Source organism: Emticicia sp. C21 (assembly GCF_003418935.1).
GTDB lineage: Bacteria > Bacteroidota > Bacteroidia > Cytophagales > Spirosomataceae > Emticicia.
On record NZ_QVMT01000014.1, the window covers coordinates 72,303 to 91,849 of the forward strand.

The 19,547-nt window shown below is 37.5% G+C and carries 16 protein-coding genes; 9 read left to right on the plus strand and 7 right to left on the minus strand.

The window, feature by feature from the left end; genetic code table 11:
* Nucleotides 1–32: 32 nt before the first annotated feature.
* Both D0T08_RS23680 and D0T08_RS23685 read right to left on the minus strand, forming a co-directional pair.
* On the minus strand, nucleotides 33–2,156 hold the full coding sequence (locus D0T08_RS23680) for a 3-coathanger stack domain-containing protein (RefSeq protein ID WP_116985231.1): 2,124 nt from the start codon (nucleotides 2,154–2,156) through the stop codon (nucleotides 33–35).
* 385 nt (nucleotides 2,157–2,541) lie between these two features.
* Nucleotides 2,542–2,838, minus strand: coding sequence for a hypothetical protein (locus tag D0T08_RS23685; RefSeq protein ID WP_116985232.1), 297 nt, complete (start codon nucleotides 2,836–2,838; stop codon nucleotides 2,542–2,544).
* 362 nt (nucleotides 2,839–3,200) lie between these two features.
* On the opposite strand from D0T08_RS23685, the gene D0T08_RS23690 reads away from it, so the two are divergent.
* A complete protein-coding gene (locus D0T08_RS23690; protein ID WP_116985233.1) occupies nucleotides 3,201–3,638 on the plus strand; it encodes an SRPBCC domain-containing protein in 438 nt (145 codons plus the stop codon).
* A gap of 87 nt (nucleotides 3,639–3,725) precedes the next feature.
* Nucleotides 3,726–4,856, plus strand: a complete 1,131-nt coding sequence (locus D0T08_RS23695; protein WP_116985234.1) for a VCBS repeat-containing protein — start codon at nucleotides 3,726–3,728, stop codon at nucleotides 4,854–4,856.
* 33 nt (nucleotides 4,857–4,889) lie between these two features.
* Here the strand turns inward: D0T08_RS23695 and D0T08_RS23700 are convergent, their stop codons facing one another.
* Complete coding sequence (locus D0T08_RS23700) at nucleotides 4,890–5,264, minus strand: hypothetical protein (protein WP_116985235.1); 375 nt, start codon at nucleotides 5,262–5,264, stop codon at nucleotides 4,890–4,892.
* A gap of 210 nt (nucleotides 5,265–5,474) precedes the next feature.
* Between D0T08_RS23700 and D0T08_RS23705 the strand changes: the two genes are divergently transcribed.
* Together D0T08_RS23705 and D0T08_RS23710 are read left to right on the plus strand one after the other, a co-directional pair.
* Nucleotides 5,475–6,350, plus strand: a complete 876-nt coding sequence (locus tag D0T08_RS23705; protein WP_116985236.1) for a DMT family transporter — start codon at nucleotides 5,475–5,477, stop codon at nucleotides 6,348–6,350.
* A gap of 243 nt (nucleotides 6,351–6,593) precedes the next feature.
* Nucleotides 6,594–8,780: a DPP IV N-terminal domain-containing protein gene (locus D0T08_RS23710; protein WP_116985237.1), complete on the plus strand. Its 2,187-nt coding sequence runs from the start codon at nucleotides 6,594–6,596 to the stop codon at nucleotides 8,778–8,780.
* Between the two features lie 51 nt (nucleotides 8,781–8,831).
* On the opposite strand, the gene D0T08_RS23715 is transcribed toward D0T08_RS23710, so the two are convergent.
* Entirely contained in the window at nucleotides 8,832–10,574 is a 1,743-nt protein-coding gene (locus D0T08_RS23715) for a glycosyltransferase family 39 protein (RefSeq protein WP_116985238.1), read from the minus strand.
* A gap of 15 nt (nucleotides 10,575–10,589) precedes the next feature.
* On the minus strand, nucleotides 10,590–11,258 hold the full coding sequence (gene rpe / locus D0T08_RS23720; RefSeq protein ID WP_116985239.1) for a ribulose-phosphate 3-epimerase: 669 nt from the start codon (nucleotides 11,256–11,258) through the stop codon (nucleotides 10,590–10,592).
* A gap of 166 nt (nucleotides 11,259–11,424) precedes the next feature.
* Between rpe and D0T08_RS23725 the strand changes: the two genes are divergently transcribed.
* Nucleotides 11,425–12,381 carry an isopenicillin N synthase family oxygenase gene (locus D0T08_RS23725; protein WP_116985240.1) on the plus strand — a complete coding sequence of 319 codons (957 nt, stop codon included), beginning with the start codon at nucleotides 11,425–11,427 and terminating at the stop codon, nucleotides 12,379–12,381.
* Nucleotides 12,382–12,479: 98 nt separating this feature from the next.
* Complete coding sequence (gene chrA, locus D0T08_RS23730) at nucleotides 12,480–13,661, plus strand: chromate efflux transporter (protein ID WP_116985241.1); 1,182 nt, start codon at nucleotides 12,480–12,482, stop codon at nucleotides 13,659–13,661.
* Between the two features lie 37 nt (nucleotides 13,662–13,698).
* Here chrA and D0T08_RS23735 read toward each other — a convergent pair whose 3' ends face one another.
* Nucleotides 13,699–14,184, minus strand: coding sequence for a hypothetical protein (locus tag D0T08_RS23735; protein ID WP_116985242.1), 486 nt, complete (start codon nucleotides 14,182–14,184; stop codon nucleotides 13,699–13,701).
* A 300-nt stretch (nucleotides 14,185–14,484) separates the two neighbouring features.
* Here D0T08_RS23735 and D0T08_RS23740 point away from each other — a divergent pair, with 300 nt between their 5' ends.
* Nucleotides 14,485–15,462, plus strand: coding sequence for a DUF4382 domain-containing protein (locus D0T08_RS23740; protein ID WP_116985243.1), 978 nt, complete (start codon nucleotides 14,485–14,487; stop codon nucleotides 15,460–15,462).
* Between the two features lie 516 nt (nucleotides 15,463–15,978).
* Entirely contained in the window at nucleotides 15,979–16,446 is a 468-nt protein-coding gene (locus D0T08_RS23745; protein ID WP_116985244.1) for a hypothetical protein, read from the plus strand.
* Between the two features lie 107 nt (nucleotides 16,447–16,553).
* Here D0T08_RS23745 and D0T08_RS23750 read toward each other — a convergent pair whose 3' ends face one another.
* Nucleotides 16,554–17,987: a sensor histidine kinase gene (locus D0T08_RS23750; RefSeq protein ID WP_116985245.1), complete on the minus strand. Its 1,434-nt coding sequence runs from the start codon at nucleotides 17,985–17,987 to the stop codon at nucleotides 16,554–16,556.
* A 292-nt stretch (nucleotides 17,988–18,279) separates the two neighbouring features.
* Here D0T08_RS23750 and D0T08_RS23755 point away from each other — a divergent pair, with 292 nt between their 5' ends.
* Nucleotides 18,280–19,245, plus strand: a complete 966-nt coding sequence (locus D0T08_RS23755) for a hypothetical protein (RefSeq protein WP_116985246.1) — start codon at nucleotides 18,280–18,282, stop codon at nucleotides 19,243–19,245.
* The last annotated feature ends 302 nt before the right edge of the window (nucleotides 19,246–19,547 follow it).

Genomic DNA, 19,547 nt, shown 5'->3' on the forward strand with positions numbered 1-19,547 from the left:
ATGAGTAAGTTCCTGAATTCTCAGATGAAATATCAACCGCACCCTTTAATCTCTATTTTAAAAGTACTTCCGGTATTGGCATTAAATGGAGGATTCAATACGACGTTTTTTCCTGCATTATAGGTAGTATTAACTCCGTTTGGAATGACTTGTGTAGAAGTTATAGTTTTATTAGCAGTTCTTACGCCAGCCGTTGCAGTTCCGCTCAATGTTAAATTCTCTGGTGCACCCGATACACCACTTGTAATGGTTAAGACATTACTATTTGGGCTTATGCAACCATTAACCGTACACTTGGCCGCATAAGTACCAGTTGTATTCACCGAAATACTACTTCCACTTAGCCCATTCGACCAGGTGACTGTTCCGCCGCATCCTGTGGCAGTCAATGTAACACTTTGCCCATTGCAGATAGCTGTACCCGATGCAGAGGCAGTAGGCGCAGTAGGAGATGGGCCGATAGTAACTGTTGTTGCTTTGCGCGAACTTTCACAACTGACCGTACAACTCACATAATACGTGGTATTGCTATTCAATACAGGCGTAGTATAACTGGCAGTTGAGGCAAGAATGGTAGTAGAAGTATTAGAACTATACCATTTATAGGTACCAGCGCAGCCTGTCGCAGTTAAAGTGGCTGTTTTACCCGCGCAAATCGTTTGTCCTGTTGAATTGGGCTGATTGGGTGCAGCAATTATGTTAACAGTGATTGATTTTTTAGCGCTTTCACAGTTACCATTTTTACAATTGACGTAATAAGTAGTCTGGCTATTTAAAGCAGGGGTTGTGTAAGAAGAAGAATAGGCAATGGGTGTATTAGAAGTATTAGAGGTAAACCATTGATAATTTAAACTACAGCCACTTGCAGTTAAAGTAACACTTTTACCTGCACAGGCAGAGGCATTTGGAGAAACCTGAACATCAACAGTTGTAACTGTGATAGCAATTGTATTACTAGTATTTGAGCATTCACCTTGCGAGCAGGTGGCAGTATAGCTGGTAGTTGTGGTTGGATATACTGTGATGGAGGCCCCTTGCGCTCCCGTAGACCACTTGACAGTTCCCCATGAACAATTGCTGGCACTAAGTGTTACACTCTGGCCTGAACAAATAGTAGTATTTGATGGACCGGAAATTGTTATAGCAGGAAGTGTAGGATAGCCGCTTATTTTTTTTATCTCGTTTGCATAAAAAGTATTGCCGCCAAATGAGCTACAAATGCTACCAGTCTGGCCTACATTGACCCAACCCTCAGGGAAAGAATTGTCACCACATATGGTGATAATGGAATTTACGGGCATACAGGTGACTTTTTTTATGTGTCGGGCAATATAGGCACTATTAGGTCCGCAATTACCACCGATAGTTAAAGTAACCCATCCGGCAGGTGGAAGATCACCGCAGATGTCTAATTCGGTATCTGAGGGTAAACCATCAGCTTTTATGATATGTCTTGCTATATAAGTACTATTAAAGCCACAATTACCATTGATGCTTTTAGTAAGCCATCCGGCCGGAGGATGCGCATTTTCATCACAGATATCTAACTCGGTTCCTGCAGCCATGCCCTCAATTTTTAAGATTCTTCTGGAGATATAATTACTACTCGGGCCGCAATAGCCTGAAACACTCTTGGTAACCCATCCGGCAGGCGGAAGGTCTCCACAAATATCCAGCTCAGTTCCTGTAGATAGTCCGCCCACTCTTTTAATGTTTCTGCTCTCATAATTAAATCCATCTAATGAGTAGCAATTGCCATTAAAGCCTACGGTAACCCATCCTTCGGGTGCCGCAGGGTCACCACAAATAGTCAGGTCATTTTCTGTGGTTAATCCCTCTACTTTTTTAATAGTTCTGCCGACGAATTTCGTCCCATTAATTTCAGAGGCACAATAACCATTAATACTTATCGTAACCCATCCGGCAGGCGTTGGGTCACCACAGATACCCATTTGGTGTCCCGGCGACTTACTGCCGAGATATTCGATTGTTCGACTGATATCAGTGCCACCACAAGTGCCATTGACTGAAATGGTTACCCATCCATCCGGAACAGAGCCACCGCATATGGTTTGTGTTTGTGACTGGCCATCAAACGAAATAGCCATGAATAAGAAGGTGAAAAGAGAGAGAAACAGAACTTGCGTAGTTTTCATATCATGCAAATAATTTTTAGGATCTCAATAGATTCTAAATTTACTACATGTGATTTGAAGAAAGATTTTTTTTCGGGATTTCTTTCTAAGTGGTCATTTGGGAAGGTCTTTTTATGTGGTTGGGATTTCTAGGAGTTACCATTGAAACTTAATTATCCCTGCAACGAATTGTCTTTTGGTAGGTTAGATTTAGCTTTTAACACTGCTAATCTATGGTGAAAAAAACGCTCATAGTCATCTGAATTAATTCTATATTCACTAGATATATACGTTCCCAGTTGAACTTCTTCACCATTCAAAATTAAATGAACTACATCTAATAATTCTGGATATTTTTCTAAATAATGTAATATAAAAGAGTAATAAAAATAAGGAATAAGCCCCCCTAAAACACCATTATTCGTACATTAGGTTTAATAATTACTATTTTTTGCATCAATTTTAATGGACTAAATCTTATTTTCCTACCTATCATTCTGAAGAAAACAATAGTATAATCGAGGATTTCAACAGCAATCATTAAATCTTTCTTTTTACTAACCCGGAAAATTTCAACTTCAGTTTTTTTTTCAAGAATATTATTTTTTATTATTTCAAAAGCTCTATCAATACCTTCAATAATTAGAATTTTCTTTACTCCTTTATGCCAAAGTGTCTGTTCAATTTCTTCTTGATGATTCATAAATATCTAACCCGTTGTTTATAGTTCTTCTTATTTACCTATTGTGGGTATAATAATAATATAAATCTTTAATTGTGTATTGAAATTTTTTAGAAACCATCTATTATTTATTTATAGACTCCTTATATTCAATATAATATTAATTTTCTTCAATCAACTTATTATTGTAACTATTGTATAATTCAAATATCCATTATCCTTCAATCCCTTATGCTCCCACATTTGCCACTTAAATTTCTAGTAATTAATCCTTTTCTGAATTTCAATCTTTGTTGAGCTGAATGTTTGTATTTTTCCATACACAGGCACGTTATTTTAGTTTGAACCAATAGAATCCAATTCACAACTAAATAACACGCATTATGAAAGAATTTATTGTAAAAAGAAAAACCGTATTAAAGGCAACTCCTGCCGAAGTATGGGATGCTTTGACTAATCCAGAGCAAACCAGAAAATACTTTTTTCATTGCAAGGTCTTTTCTGATTGGGAAGTAGGTAGTACTATCAGGTTTGTAGGGCGGATATTTCTGATTAAGAAAATAGAAATGACGGGAACGATATTAGAACTCATCCCACAAAAATTGCTGAAATACAGTTTAAATAATGCCAACGCCAAAGATGGTACCTCAAGTTTTTCGATAGTAACTGACTCACTCAGCTATGAAGATGGCAAAACAACCTTAACTATTACTGACGATGTTGGTCAGGGTACAAGGGCAGAAGAAAGATTTAAAAAATCACAAAAAGGGTGGACAAAAATTATTAAAGGTCTGAGAGCACTACTTCATAAAAAGCAATAAAATCAACAAACAGCAGGAGTGTTTTCCAAAAAATAATTCGTTTATTGGAACAATTTCAATCCTCAAACAACCTATTCCAACCTATCTATGAAAAAAGTCATTTTTCTGTTATGCTTCGTACAATGGGCTTATGCACAGCAAGGGCCTTTGAAATTCCGCCGTCAGAATATATCCTCAGAGTCTTTCGAGACTGCAGGGGTTTTTGATGTAGATAATGACGGAACTCTTGATATTGTTTCCGGCTCTTTCTGGTACAAAGGTCCGGCTTTTCTTGACCGTTTTTTTATTGCCGAAGCCAAACGTCATGGAGAATACTGGGACGACTTTTCTACCCTTCCTATGGACGTAAATGGCGATGGCAAAATGGATTTTATCTCTGGTGGCTGGTGGGGAAATAATGTACGTTGGTACGAAAATCCGGGAAATACCAATGTATGGAAAGAGCATATCGTAGGTGAAGGTTTAAGAAATGTAGAGGGCATAAGGCTATGTGATGTAGACGGCGATGGAGAAGAGGAAGTGGTGCCGAATAATCTGGGTTATCCGCTGGTTTATTTCAAAGCAAAGAAAGATGCCTTAGGTAAAAAGACAGGGGAGTTTGATAAAGTTCAGGTCTTTGAAAAGCACGGTCATGGCTTGGGCTTTGGCGATGTGAATGGTGATGGACGCGGCGATTTTGTTATCTCAAACGGCTGGCTGGAAGCCCCTGTGGATAGAAAAAACGGCAAATGGACGATGCACGAGGAATTTAAACTGGGTGATATGAGTCTGCCTGTAATTGTAGCAGATGTCAATAAAGACGGAAAGAGTGATTTAATTGTAGGTCAGGGGCATGGCTATGGTCTTGACTGGTATGAACAACAAGCCAACGGCGCATGGAAAAAACACCCGATTGATCCTTTTAATTCTCAATTTCACGAACTCAAATGGGTTGATATAGATGGAGACCAACAACCGGAACTGATTACAGGCAAAAGATACCGCGCCCACGATAGCAAAGACCCGGGCGGCAAAGATGACATTGGATTATACTATTATCAATGGAATGGAGAGTCATTTAGCAAACAGGTAATAGCGTTTGGACCGTTGGGTATTGGCAAAGGAACAGGTAATTATTTCTCGATAGCTGATGTAGATAAATCCGGTACGCCTGATATTATTGTGGGGGGGAAAGACGGTCTGACGGTCTTTTATAATGAAGGAAGGGTTAAGTACTAGTACTTAATCCTTCCTTTTGGTAGTAATGCTGAATCATGGTTCAAAGATTAGTCTTTCATCTTTTTCAACTACCGGAATTTCTTTTACGAAATCATCATAGCCCTCTTCGTTTTCGTGGGTACTATAAGCACCATAGGCATCTATGGTATAACCTATCTGACCGTTGTTAGACTCAATGATATACAGAATAGCTGATTCTGATGGACTAGACTCACCCTCAAAACGATAAGTTTTGATGATTTTAAGGTCTTCTGGTGCAAAATACTCTTCAGCATCAGCGAGATGAAAACCTTTATCAGTCCAACGGAATTCTTTATCAACTCCTTTTTTTCTTAGTTTCTCCAGGATGGTGACCATGGTGGTCATCTCAGTACTTTTGTCGGAATATTCTTTTTTCGGTGTTTCCATAGCTTTAACGTTTAATACTTTATCATATACAATTATTATTCCCTATACGGACGCTTAAAAAATGGCTTTATACGCACTCAAATTGTGAGATAAAATACACATCCAGCCTTGAAATGTAGAAAATTTTGCCAAACCGAACCAAATAGTTTTTGGAAGTGTATTTTATTCAGACAGGTATCTGTCTATCGAACATTTTGATTGGATTCATTCATGCGTCTCACTTATCTGAAACTGGTTGCTACGGTATTTTTCTGGGGTTCTAATTTTGCAGCCGGAAAAATAGCTGTACAATCATTCGGGCCATATTCCACCGCCTTTCTTCGATTTACTGTTGGGGCATCCTTATTGATGCTCATGCTCTATAAACAAGAAGGAAAACTACCAAAAACCAACGCAACCCAATGGAAGTGGGCGGCTATATCTGGTATACTGGGTGTTGTGTTATATAATATCAGTTTTTTTATCGGTATTCAATATATGCCTACGGTCAGGGCTTCACTCATTGTTGCCTTTTCGCCCATTACGATTACTTTAGGAAGCGCGATTTTCTTTGGCGAAAAAGTAACGCTGCTCAAATGGCTGGGCATTCTTATATCCATTGCAGGGGCAATGTTAGTAATTGTCAGAGGCGATTTCGGTAATCTATTAGCGCAAAGCACCTGGGGAGTAGGAGAGTGGTTTATTCTGGGAGCAGTTATGGCATGGACTGCATATACCTTAACTGCCAAATCGGCTTTAAAAGCAATGCCCGCCTTGACATTAAGTGCTTTCTCGGCTTTTATTGGTTGTCTATTGTTATTTGTTCCCGCCTGGCAGCATGGTCTTTTCGAGCGTATGGCTTCTGCACCATGGTCTTCTTATGTAGCCGTTATTTATATGGGAGCAGCTGCGACTGCACTCGGTTTCATCTGGTATTATGATGCCGTTCGACTGATTGGAGTTACCAAATCGGCTATTATTGGGAACCTTACCCCTGTTTTTGCCGTGCTGATTGCCATAAGCTTTTTGGGAGAAAAGCTCACTATCCCTACTATTATTGGCGGAATTCTGGTACTTTTGGGTATATTGCTTACAAGCCGGAAATAAATTAACAGCAACAATTAAATTTATTTTAACGGATTGATCAATATCACCCATAATGGGTGTTTGCTGATAAAAATTTAAGCAATAACTTAGCACTTTAATTATACTAAACTAGATTGTTTGAAACCTATCAGTTTTTATAACTGTAAAATCCCTAATAGCTTAATTTCTCTGACAACAAGGTCAGATGGATTTTCTTTTTCTTATTTTTTGACAAATACCCAATCAATCTTCATTTATCAGACTATGTTCAGAAAACTCTTATGCCTTTATGCCTTATTGCTGGCATTAGGTACTAACGCTCAACCCGGCCGTTCTTCTAAATGGACAAAAGATGGCAACGGGTACTATTCAGCCGAACAACAACAGATTATTAAGTTCGACCTCACAACTCAGCAAGCTAATGTGATGGTGAGCAAAGATTTATTGACCCCTAAAGGAAGTACTACTCCTTTAGAAGTTAAAGATTTCAGCTTTACTGATGACCAAAAGAAATTATTGATTTTTACGAATACCCAACGTGTTTGGCGTTACGAAACCAGAGGAGATTACTGGGTATTGGATTTAAGTACTAAAGCATTGAAGAAGTTAGGAGCTTCTCTGCCTGCATCATCCCTAATGTTTGCCAAAATTTCTCCCGATGGGAAAAAAGCGGCCTATGTAAGCAAAAATAATGTATATGTCGAAGATTTGGCTATTGGTAAGCCTAAAGTATTGACTTCAACCAATGGTACAAAAAAACTTATCAACGGTACGTTTGACTGGGTGTACGAAGAAGAATTTGGTTGCAGAGATGGATTCCGTTGGAGCCCTGATAGTAAGACGATTGCGTACTGGCAGATAGATGCCAATACCATCCGTGATTTTTATATGATTAATAATACCGATTCTACTTATTCTTTTGTAGTACCTGTTGAATATCCTAAAGTGGGAGAATCACCATCGGCCTGTAAAGTTGGGGTTGTAGATGTAGCAACCGCAAAAACTATCTGGATGAAAGTGCCAGGCGATAGTCGCCAGAATTATATCCCCCGCATGGAATGGGCAGGGAATTCAAACGAATTGATTTTACAGCAACTGAACCGCAAGCAGAATCAGAGTAAATTGATGTATGCTAATGCCAAAACGGGTGCGGTTAATACTATTTATGAGGAAACAGATGATGCATGGGTGGATATTCGTTCACGTTGGACAGATGATAATCCGGCAGGATGGGAATGGCTGAGCGGCGGTAAAGAATTTGTGTGGGTAAGCGAAAAAGATGGTTGGAGACACTTATTCCGTGTATCAAGAGACGGCAAGAGCGAGACTTTGATTACGAAAGGTAATTATGATGTCATAACTCCTGAGCAGATAGACGAAGCCAATGGCTATGTGTATTTTACAGCTTCACCAACAAATGCTACGCAAAGAGCTTTGTATCGTACTAAATTAGACGGAACAGGTGAAGCGGAAAGAGTATCACCTGCGATTGAAGAGGGTTCACACGATTACCAGATTTCACCAAATGGCAAGTTTGCGTATCATAGTTTTTCTAATTACTATACGCCACCAGCTACTGAATGGGTTTCATTACCTAACCACCAACCTTTGAATGAAAAAGATGATATTTCGAAGAAAATTGACCCGGCAAAAAAGAAAAATTCGAATGTAGAGTTTTTTAAAGTGACTACAGAAGATGGGGTTGAAATGGATGGCTGGATAGCTAAACCTAAAAACTTTGACCCCTCAAAAAAATACCCGATTGTATTTTATGTCTACAGCGAGCCAGCCTCACAAACGGTGATAGATCGTTATGGAGTAGGCAGAAATGGTCTTTATGTAGGTAATATGGCAGAAGATGGCTATATCTATCTATCGCTTGATAACCGTGGTACTCCTGCACCAAAAGGAAGATCCTGGAGAAAATCAATTTATCGTAAAATCGGTTTGCTTAATACTCACGACCAGGCGATGGCGGCTAAGAAAATCTTGCAATGGCCTTATGTAGATAATGAACGCGTGGCAGTACACGGTTGGAGTGGGGGCGGTTCGTGTACCCTAAACCTAATGTTCCAGTTTCCTGAAATATACAAAACAGGTATTTCTGTAGCAGCAGTAGCTAATCAATTAGAATACGATAATATTTATCAGGAGCGATATATGGGCTTGCCGCAGGAAAATAAAGAAGATTTCCTGAAAGGTTCGCCTATTACTTATGCCAAGAATCTGAAAGGGAATCTACTATATATTCATGGTACTGGTGATGATAATGTGCATTATCAGAATGCAGAGCTATTGCTTAACGAATTGATTAAACACAATCGTCAGTTCCAGTATATGCCTTATCCGAACCGTTCGCATGGTATTTATGAAGGGGAGGGAACAAGAGCGCATTTGAATACCTTGTTCACCAATTACCTGAAAAAACATTGCCCTCCGGGCGCGAAGTAAGATAAAAGAAAGATTAACGAAATCCTCTTGATTTGCTCAAGGGGATTTTGTTTAATATCTATACTTTGCTCCTTGCAAATCAAAAATCAATATGTCCTGTCCATTAGCTTTTTTAAGCACAATCTTATCGCGCTCTGCCGGATTCACTCTTTGAATAATTTGAGAATCTTTTGGTAAATAGAAGTTTGTTAGCTGGGCATCAACTACCGAATATTGAGGCGTACCTTGTCCGCCCGGCATGGGGTCTTTGTAAGAACAGTAAATCACTGTATCGCCTTTGGCATACAAACTTTGAATCTTATTGGCTGATAGTATATAAGGATTTTGTTGTCGGGGTTCAGCAAAACTCATAAAGTAACGAGGTGGATTATCTTGCCAGATATTCTGGATGATTCCACCAATTAAATAGAGTTGAATAGCCAGAAGTAAGAAAAGAGCATACTTAAAATTTGATTTCATCAACCATATTTGCCTGATTAGTAAAGCTATAAGAATAATTCCAAACGCATAAGAGTAACCAATGTATCGGGGAATAATCCTGAATGTATTGCCATCTTGTAAAGAGAAAAGAATCAGAAATAAAAAAGGTAGCACAACTAATAAAAGCAGAAAGATCAACAAATGATTATCCGGCTTTTTAAAATTTCTGGCAACATAATTCAGTAGAATACCAATTAAAACAATATTGAGCGAGAGTACCAGAAATTGAAGTTTTGCCGTAGAATAGAGCAGGAGAGAGACACCTATTAATGTGCTTACCACAACCACTTTTAATCTGTCTGATGGAATCCATCTAAAACAAGCAAATCCAACAATTGTACTGCCGATGGCTATTATTGTATTCTTCAAACCGGATAAATGCAGATAAAGCCCTTCACTACTGATAAAAGCGGAAGAAATTACATGTTTGAGCTGTTTGAAAATATTTGGCAACGTAGCAACTGAAAGATAATCATCGGGAGAAGTTTGTGCCAGATAATTATAAACTTTTACGCTATTCTGCACATAGTCAAATAGCCATTGCCCACCCTCTGATTTTAGCCAGGCTATCACTCCTGCCACAGGAATCAGCATAGCTAAACTCAAGCCAATCCATACTCTTAATTGTCTTATATAAATTAATACATACAAACCGTGAATTAAGAAAAGAGGAAATGTTGAGATATGACACAATTCACATGCAAGCGCTGATAACCCGTAATAAAAATAATAGATTACAGTTCTTTGTCCATTTTTCTCCCTTTTAATAATGACTAAAAACAAATGTGTAGCTAATAGTGAAAAGAAAAATAACATGGCATAATTACGTGCTACCTGCGAGTAATTGATATAAAAAGGAGAGATAGTAGATAGAAACGCCGCTAAAAGCGCCAGTTTCTCTGATTGAAAATGTGTTTTTACAAAGACAAAAATCAATACAACTGTCAGTAAATTAAATAACAATGAAAGTATCCGAAGATTACCATCTTCAAGCCCAAAAATCTTTGACCAGTAGTGGAGTGTGTAAGTATATAAGGAACCGTTCCCAGTATCTACACGAGCAATAGAGTCAAAAAAATCGTGAATATTTTTCTCAGACCAGAATTCCTGCGGTGTAAAATAGGGACTATTTGGTTTTCGAACAGAATTTCGTTGATTATTTCCCTCATAACTCACAAACTGACTGACAAATAGGGAATATTTTTCATCTCCGGCAAGCCCGTGTTTACCGATATTATGGAAACGTAAAAAAAAAGCAAGCACCAGAATACTTGCTAATAGAATATAAGTAGATAATTTACTAAGGCTTGCCATAAGATTTCAGGCGAATCAGAGACCCGCCTCACAAATATTTTTTAAGTCCTGAATTGTTTGGGTCGGATTCTCCGAATTAAATACAAAACTGCCTGCTACCAGCGCATCAGCACCTGCGTCTACTAATCCCCTTGCATTGGCAGTAGTTACACCGCCATCAATTTCAATGATAGTATTTAATCCACGTTCGTCAATCATTTTTCTCAATTTTCTTACTTTTTCGTAAGTATGCTCAATGAATTTTTGCCCTCCAAAACCCGGATTTACTGACATAATCAATACCAGATCAATATCATGAAGAATATCTTCCAAGACATTAACAGGCGTATGAGGATTAAGTGCTACACCGGCTTTACAACCTAAATCTTTTATCTGTTGCAGATTTCTATGCAAATGTGGGCAAGCTTCGTAATGGATTGTAATGATTTCAGCGCCTAATTTTCTGAATGTCTCTACATATCTTTCCGGCTGAACAATCATTAAATGAACATCTAATGGTTTTGTGGCATGGTGCTGAATGGCTTGTAATACAGGCATTCCAAACGAAATATTCGGTACAAATACACCATCCATAATATCAATATGAAACCAATCCGCTGCCGAATTATTCAGCATTTCTGAATCTCTCTGTAAATTAGCAAAGTCAGCCGCCAGAACTGATGGGGCAATAATCGTATTTTTCATGCCGCAAAGGTAGGGGATTTTCATCAAAAAAAGCCTTAGTCAGAAAAGACTATTTGTCAGCTGTGCACAACATTTCACAGATATTCAATGTTTTTTATGATAAAGCGCATCATTTTTTTAATTTAGACGCTGAAAAATCCTTAATTTTGCAAAAAAACTTCATCTCATGGAACAAGCATTGCTTGACGAAATACCGTCATTAGATTTAGCAGATTTTACCTCTGAAGATACTGAGCGCAAAGCTAAATTTGTACAGGAAATAGGGAAAGCCTTTAATAATATCGGTTTTGTTGCTATCAAAAATCATGGTCTTTCAGAGGAACTGAGAGGAAAGCTCTATGAAGCTGTACAGAAATTCTTCTATCAGGCCGATGATCTAAAGAAAAAATATGAGTTTCCTGAACTAGCCGGGCAAAGAGGTTATGTAGGAAAAGGAAAAGAAACAGCTAAAGGACATAGCCGCCCAGACCTTAAAGAATTCTATCATGTAGGGCAACCGGAAGCCGAAGAAGGAATGTATAAAAATATTTTTCCGGCAGAAGTACCAGAGTTTGAGAAATATACAACAGAAGTTTACAGGACTTTTGAGAATACGGGAAAAACACTTCTAAGAGCTATTGCTTTATATCTGGATTTACCAGAAGATTATTTTGAGGAGAAAGTACGAGGTGGTGATAGTATTTTAAGAGCACTACATTATTTCCCGATTGAGAATCCTGATGCTTTGCCGGAGGGAGCAGTACGTGCCGCAGCGCATGGTGATATTAATCTGATTACTTTGTTAATGGGAGCCTCGGCAGAGGGGCTGGAAGTATTACGTTTAGATGGTAAGTGGATTCCGGTAACGGCATTACCAGACCAGATTATCATCAATGTAGGTGATATGCTCGACCGCCTGACCAATCATAAACTGAAATCTACAATTCATCAGGTTGTGAACCCACCGCGTGAGAAAATGAAAACTTCTCGCTTTTCTATTCCTTTCTTTATGCACGCTCGTCCGGAAACTGACCTAACTTGTCTGGACAGCTGTATTGATGTAAACAACCCTCGCCGTTATGAAAATATGACCGCAGGAGAATTTCTTGACGAGAGATTAAGAGAGTTGGGCTTGAAAAAATAGCTGTTCGTAGCCAAAAAATTGCGTGTAGCACAGAAAATCTGGTTTTTCTGTGCTATATTGAGTTTCTTTACTCACACAAAAATAATCGAGTAGATTTGATGCGAAAAACCCGCCAGATTCGATACATCATTTTTTTGAAAGATGTCATGATTCTTGCACTGACCTGCTTCGGTGGGCCGCAGGTGCATTTAACCATGTTTCTGGACAGGTTCGTAAAAAAAAGAAATTATCTGACCGAAGCCGAACTTCTTGAACTACAATCGCTTTGCCAGATTCTACCCGGTCCTACTTCTACCCAGACTATCACTGCTTTAGGTTTTCGCTTAGGTGGTGCTAATCTTGCTTATATTACGCTTCTTATCTGGGTACTACCAGGTGCCATTCTGATGACTTTGGCTGCTTTAGGTATTACCTATATAGAAAAGGGTCAGTTGGCTAATCTTACGCGTTTTATTAAACCTATGGGAGTGGCTTTCATCATATTTGCGGCTTTTTCTATTGGTATGAAAGTAATTAAAACACAGGTTAGTGTTTTGTTAATGATAATTGCGGCTATTGCAGGATATTTTTTTCCGTCACCTTATATTACACCTATCTGGATTCTGTTGGGGGGGCTTGCCACTGCATTAAAGTTTGGAGAGCAGGAAAAAATGAAGAAAGAGCCAATCATAATCGAGTGGGGGAATTTCTTTTTGTGGCTAGGTGTATTGTTATCTTCAGCCGCATTAGGAGCTATTACACATTCTTTGCCTATTCGTTTATTTGAGAATTTCTATCGTAATGGCAGTCTGACCTTTGGTGGTGGGCATATCCTGAAACCGCTGCTCTATAATGAATTCGTAAAGTTTAAGCATTATTTATCTGCCGATGAATTTCTGTCCGGTTTAGCTATTGTCGAGGTTGCTCCCGGTCCGGTTTTCTCCATATCATCTTTTGTAGGTACTTTATCTATGCGTGATTGGGGGATAAGTGGCGAGCTTTTAGGAAGCTTTGTAGCTACTATTGGCATTTTTCTGCCCGGTACTTTTCTGATATTTTTTGTTATCCGTTTCTGGGATCAGTTGAAAAAATATCGGGGTATCAGAGCCTCTCTAGAAGGTATAAATGCCGCCAGTACTGGTTTAACAGCTGCGGCGGCATTCTCTCTCTTTCAACCTATGTACGTGGATTTAGTATCGGTTATGACTATTGTCCTGACCTTAATTCTACTGCAGACCCGGTTTGTGCCTGTTTATTTAATTATTCTTGGTGGTTTATTTATGGGCTGGGCAAGTGCCTGATCGTGGTTGTGAAAGCCCGAATATATTTTATGCCAATTTATTTAATAGCAAAGCGCACTGTTACAGCAACATCATCGAGCCATAGCCCTTGATAACCAATCAGGTTGATAGCCGGTTTCCAGTCGAGGCTCAGATTGAGCGGTATTTCTCTGAATGTGTACTCTAATCCTAGTATACCATCGCCGCCAATAACTGTATAAGCATTATAATTATCAAACCAGGGGTTCCCATATCTTGGTCCATCTCTCCAGAACCCTATATGTCCGCCTACGCCATAGTACCAACGCCATCCGGCTGTTTTAAAGGCAGGTGCATGGATCTGATACAAACCTGTAATATTAACACCTTTCCAACGCGTATAAACAATACCTTCTACCGATTTTTTCTGAGTCATATTATATTTTACACTCAATCCATACCCATAATTCAGCCTGACACCTACACCTACTTTATAGGCACTTTGGGCTGACGCTGTTAATCCTAAAAGACTCATGAAACCCGTTAACAATAGTATTTTACGCATTATAATAGTTGGTTTGCCGAAGCGATAAGAATGATTTAAAAAAGCTTTTGTCGTATATAAACGTAAAAATCCTGTTCCATTTGGCGCATTGGCTTATTAAATGGCCACTTTTGTAGGAATTCTGTAAAACCATGGGGAATAAAATCTACACTGTTTGTGGATAAACCGACGTATTAATAGTGGTATGAAATTTTTATTTAAGGTTTTGGCTAACTTTGTCAGAATTATAAGAATTGATCTATATACGTTATGAACAGACTTGTACCTTTCAGTTTATTTTTTCACTAATTCCTAAGTTTTATGAAAGTTTCAAGAATGTTTTTTAGTGCCGTGCTTATTGGTACGTTAGGTTTTTTCCAGATGTCTTGTGAAGATTCCACTAATGATCCAGACCCTAATTCAACAACTGGTACATTAAAAGTTAGTATTACCGATTCTCCTATTGATTCGCCGGATGTAAAAGCTGTTTTTGTAACAGTAACAGCAATTAAAGTAGATGGGAAAACATTTGACGGTTTTAAAGGTCCTAAAACAGTCAATCTATTGGAACTACAAAATGGTAATTCATTAAGTTTGGGTGATGGCAATTTTAATACCGGTACTTTCAATAAGATTTCGCTTGTATTAGATTATGAAAAAGACCAATCTGGTGCAGCGCCGGGTTGTTATGTGCAGAAAGCCGATAACACCAAACAGAAATTACAATTAACGGGGAGTACACAAAATTCAATTGATTTAACCACCAAAGAATTCCTTGTCAAGGAGGGTACCACTACAGATATTGTTCTAGACTTTGATTTACGCAAAGCTATCAAGAGCGAAACATCAGGTAGCCAGACAACGTATTCTTTTGTAAGTTATGGAGAGTTACAATCATCTATCAGAATGGTGGAACGTAATTCGGCAGGTAATATCACAGGTAAAATAGATAACTACAATGCCAATACGATGGGAAATGTAGTTGTGTATGTATATAAGAAAGGTACTTTCAACCAAGCTACTGAAACACAAGGACAAGGTGATGGAAAAATTCAGTTCAAAAATGCTATTACAAGTGCTAAGGTAGATGCAAACGGAAATTTCAAAGCGGCATTTTTAGAGCAAGGTGATTATGAAGTGCATTGTGCTTCTTATAATAAACCTACTGGAGGAATATTCGGATTGGTAGCTTTATTGAATCTGACCAGTAAAAACAGTATTGATTTATCAAGCATTGCTGTTAAATCAAGCACTGATGTCAATCTGTCTATTTCAGCCAGTACATTATTAGGTTTGTAATCCTGTTTATTCGTACATATATAAAATAGCCATGAAAAAAATGTGTTGCCTGTCTTCGGAATAGAAACACATTTATATTGAAGTAGAATTGTTTTAACTCACACATCAGGCCGCTAAAAGCGGCCTGATGTGATTATATGCCTATAGTATTTAGCGTATATTAAATCTACTTAGCATCATTGCTTTTATGACAAGAACTAATAGATTCTAAAGTATTATTCGGTACTCTTTTGTTGTGAAAATATTATTGTTATGCTGGTGACTAAAGTTAGTGGGGTCTTCTTCTTAATAGCTAATGCTTAATATTTTTCTGCAATTTTGTTTAAAAAGCCTGTAGAATCAGGTTTGTTTTTTTGTTTGACTATTCTTTGCTACATATAATCAATTATCAACTTTTAAACATAATCAAACGTGCAAAATTTAAGTGCAACCAAACTAATTTCGTAAAAATTAGCGGCTATTGCTATTAGCCGCTTTCTTCTGATTTCTTGTTCAGATCAAAAAACAGAAGCTCCTATGCCTAATACGTTTAATCTTAAAAATTATGTGTTCAAGAATCAGGATCCACAATCGATAGCGGCAAGAAACGCGATTAATAGAGGTACAAGACCAAAAAATGCAAGAACAATATCTGACTCTACAGGTTATGCAAATATCGGGTTTAATCCATCTGGGTTTCAGTATATTAGTGGAAGTTCAGTGTATAGACCAAGTGCCTATGTTCAAAATTATTTTCCACATTCAATTACAGTAGAAATTCAATCTTCAAAGGCCAATATTTCTAATATATCAACAGGGTCTGCAGGTTCACATTCTCAACTCAATAGTAAAACATATAGGATTACTGTTGGGGCTGGTTCGTCAGTACTTTCAAATTTTGATATGACTCTTGATAGTACTGAGGCTTCGGCTAGTATATACATGGTTTCACCATATTATGTTGCTCCAAATTGGTCAAATGATTGGGTATATCCGATTAAATAATATTTTTAGATAATGTAATTTGGCATTCGGGGATATTGATTTAAAATCAATATCCCCGAATTTGTTTTAAACGCTTTTGTCAAAACCTAATAGAATATTAAGATAGATTAAACAGAAAGAAGCTTTTGTATCTGATTGTTACTAACTAGATTTGGTGTTTTTGGGAAGAATAAGTGAAACTTAGCGCCTTTATCTAATTCACCTTCGGCAAAGATAAAACCGTTATGATTACCCATTACCCGCTTGCAGATAGCTAAACCAATACCTGTACCTTCATAATCCTGGCGACCATGCAGGCGTTGGAAAATGACAAAAATCTTTTCGGCATAATCGCGCTCAAATCCAATACCATTATCCTGAAAACAAAGATGGTAGAAGGTACTTTCTTCTCTGATACCCTCAATAAAGAATATATCTTTCCCCGACATCTCTTCTGATGTGATTTCAATTAACGGAGCCACACCCTTTTGGGAAAATTTTATTGAATTACTCAGAAGATTATAAAAGAGTTGCTTGAGTTGAAACGAAAAGCCTAATATAAGAGGTAGATCTTCTGTAATAATTCTCACTTTCTTTTCATCTATAGATATAGAAATATCACTTTCTACTTCCTCCAGTATTTCGTTTAAATTAACTACTTCAAATTCCTGGTCTCGATGATTCACTGTGCGGGAAAAAGTGAGTAAGTCATCAATAAGTAATTGCATCCGCTCGGCAGATTTATCTATTTTATCAAGCGATTCCTGCCCATCCTGATTTAGTGCCTGATAATGTCTTTTCATCAGGATGCCACTAAAAGCTCTTATTTTACGTAGCGGCTCTTTTAAATCGTGTGAAGCTACATAAGCAAACTGTTCCAGTTCTGAATTAGAACGTTGTAATTTATCAACATTATTCTCCAATGCTTTCTGGAAATTAATACGCTTGCGAAGCTCATAGATAAGAAAGCCAAATGAAGCAAATAATAGCAGCACTGAAAAAGTAGAAAGGGCTATAATATAGGCTGGTAAATTCTTATCATTAGTGATTTTCAGATCATATTTATTGTTCAGAATCTGCTTTTCGGTTAATTGAAACAGGTTCATCGTATTGCTTATCTCATCCATCTTGTTTTTATCCTCTCTGAGGTTGTCAGGACTGATAGGCTGCTTGGCTCTGGCTAATTTGACGTTGGCGTCAGTAATTTTAATTTTATCGGCAATCAATTTCTTCAGGTGCGTAAGTCTTGACATTTGCCGTTCGTTATGCTCTACCAAATCTTCCAGATCGTTAATGATTTTCCCAACCACCCGATAAGCATCATAATAAGGATTCAGAAATACATTGCGCTGTGTAAGAAGATAGCCCCGCTGCCCCGCTTCCATGTCTTTCATTTTCGAGATCAACTCTTCTCCTTTCATCATTACCTGATAGTTACGCTCAATATCGTCCATATAAGCCAATGTCTGATGCACTTTTACATACGAGATGATAGTAAGTATCAGCAAAAGGATAATACAGGAGATAAACGAAAGCGTTACATATCTGAACGGTTTACGCATAAATTATAGGTTTATGTAGCAATGTAACGTTGGTCTTAGCCTTAAAAACGAAAAGTAATGAGATTTAGTAAGTCAAAGTTAAAAATTCTCTTCCTAATTTTCAGACTAATCTCAATATAATTTAGACTTCAATAAGTAATCTTATACTGGAAAACAAAGATTCTGGGGTGTATTTTCCCCAGTTTGTATAACAAATATAAGTAAAAAATAGAGAAAAGAATTGTGGTACGGTTATTTTCTCTATTAATAAAAATTGCTTATAAGAGCTTTACACACAAACACTTATAATATTATGGCAGAGTTAACAGATTCACGGAAAAGAGCCTTTACAGGGGTACTTGTAGGAGCTTTGGCAGTAGCTACAGCTTTCGGAGTATATCAGGCTTACCGGTCGAGCGAAATAGCAGATGAACGTGATAGATTTACTATACAATCAGACTCATTGAATACAGTAAAGAAAAATCTTGAAGATGAAATCAACGGGTTAACCAAAGATTTGAACGATGAGCGTGACGAAAATGCTGAGTTGGTAAACAAAACTGAATATATCAACGGTTTATTGGCCGAAAAAGAAAAGGTCGTAACACGTTTGAACAGAGAAACAGCCAATTTAAGAAAACAAGGCAAATCGAAAGATGAGCAACTGACTATTCTGAATAATCAGATTATTGCTTTGAACGATGTTAAAGCTTTAATGGAAAGAAACTTAACAGATTTGCAGGCAAATAATGCTACTTTGGTTTCTGAAAATACTGAATGGAAAGCTAAATATGATGAATTGAGAACGCAAAGCGACGAATTGAATACGCGTATTGCCTCATTAAACAAGAAAGTAGATGATATTATATACGATTCACCAGCAGATAATTTTAGAGTGGAAGTACTCAAACCAAATTCGAAAGTAACAGCGAAGGCGAAAAAGGCCCATACACTAAAAGTTTCTTTTGTAGTTCCAGAAATGGTAAAAACGAGCACCGAAAGTATGCAAACATTATATCTAACCATTTTGGACGATAAAAATGTCCCTATCAAAGGTGCAGACAAAGAAGTTAGTATTATGAAAGGCGAAAAATTAATGCCGATTGCTGTACATGCCACACAAACAGTCGATTTTTCTAAAAATCCACAAAACACAACTTTTATGTTTGATGTGAAAGAGAAAATGACACCGGGTACTTATAAAGCAGCAGTTTACTCAAATAACGATTATTTAGGAACTGTAGAGTTTAAAGTAAGAAATAGCTTCTTATTCTTCTAAAAATTATCGCATTTGTATAAAGGGGTTAGTTTGTAAAAACTATCCCCTTTTGTTTTGTTTAGTTTATTGAGAAGCTTTTCATATTTTATTCTTTATCCTTATAATAGTATGGTATATACCATTTTGGATAATCACTATAAAAATAGTATGAAAAGGTGAAAAAATTAAATAATATCAAGAAAGTCACAAGATTTTTTATCTATTGGTAGATAATTGGGAGAAAAGCAGTTTGGATAACAGGATATTTGATGAAACAGGCAAGGAGAAAAAACAAAAGCGGCATGAAACAATTTCTTATTTCA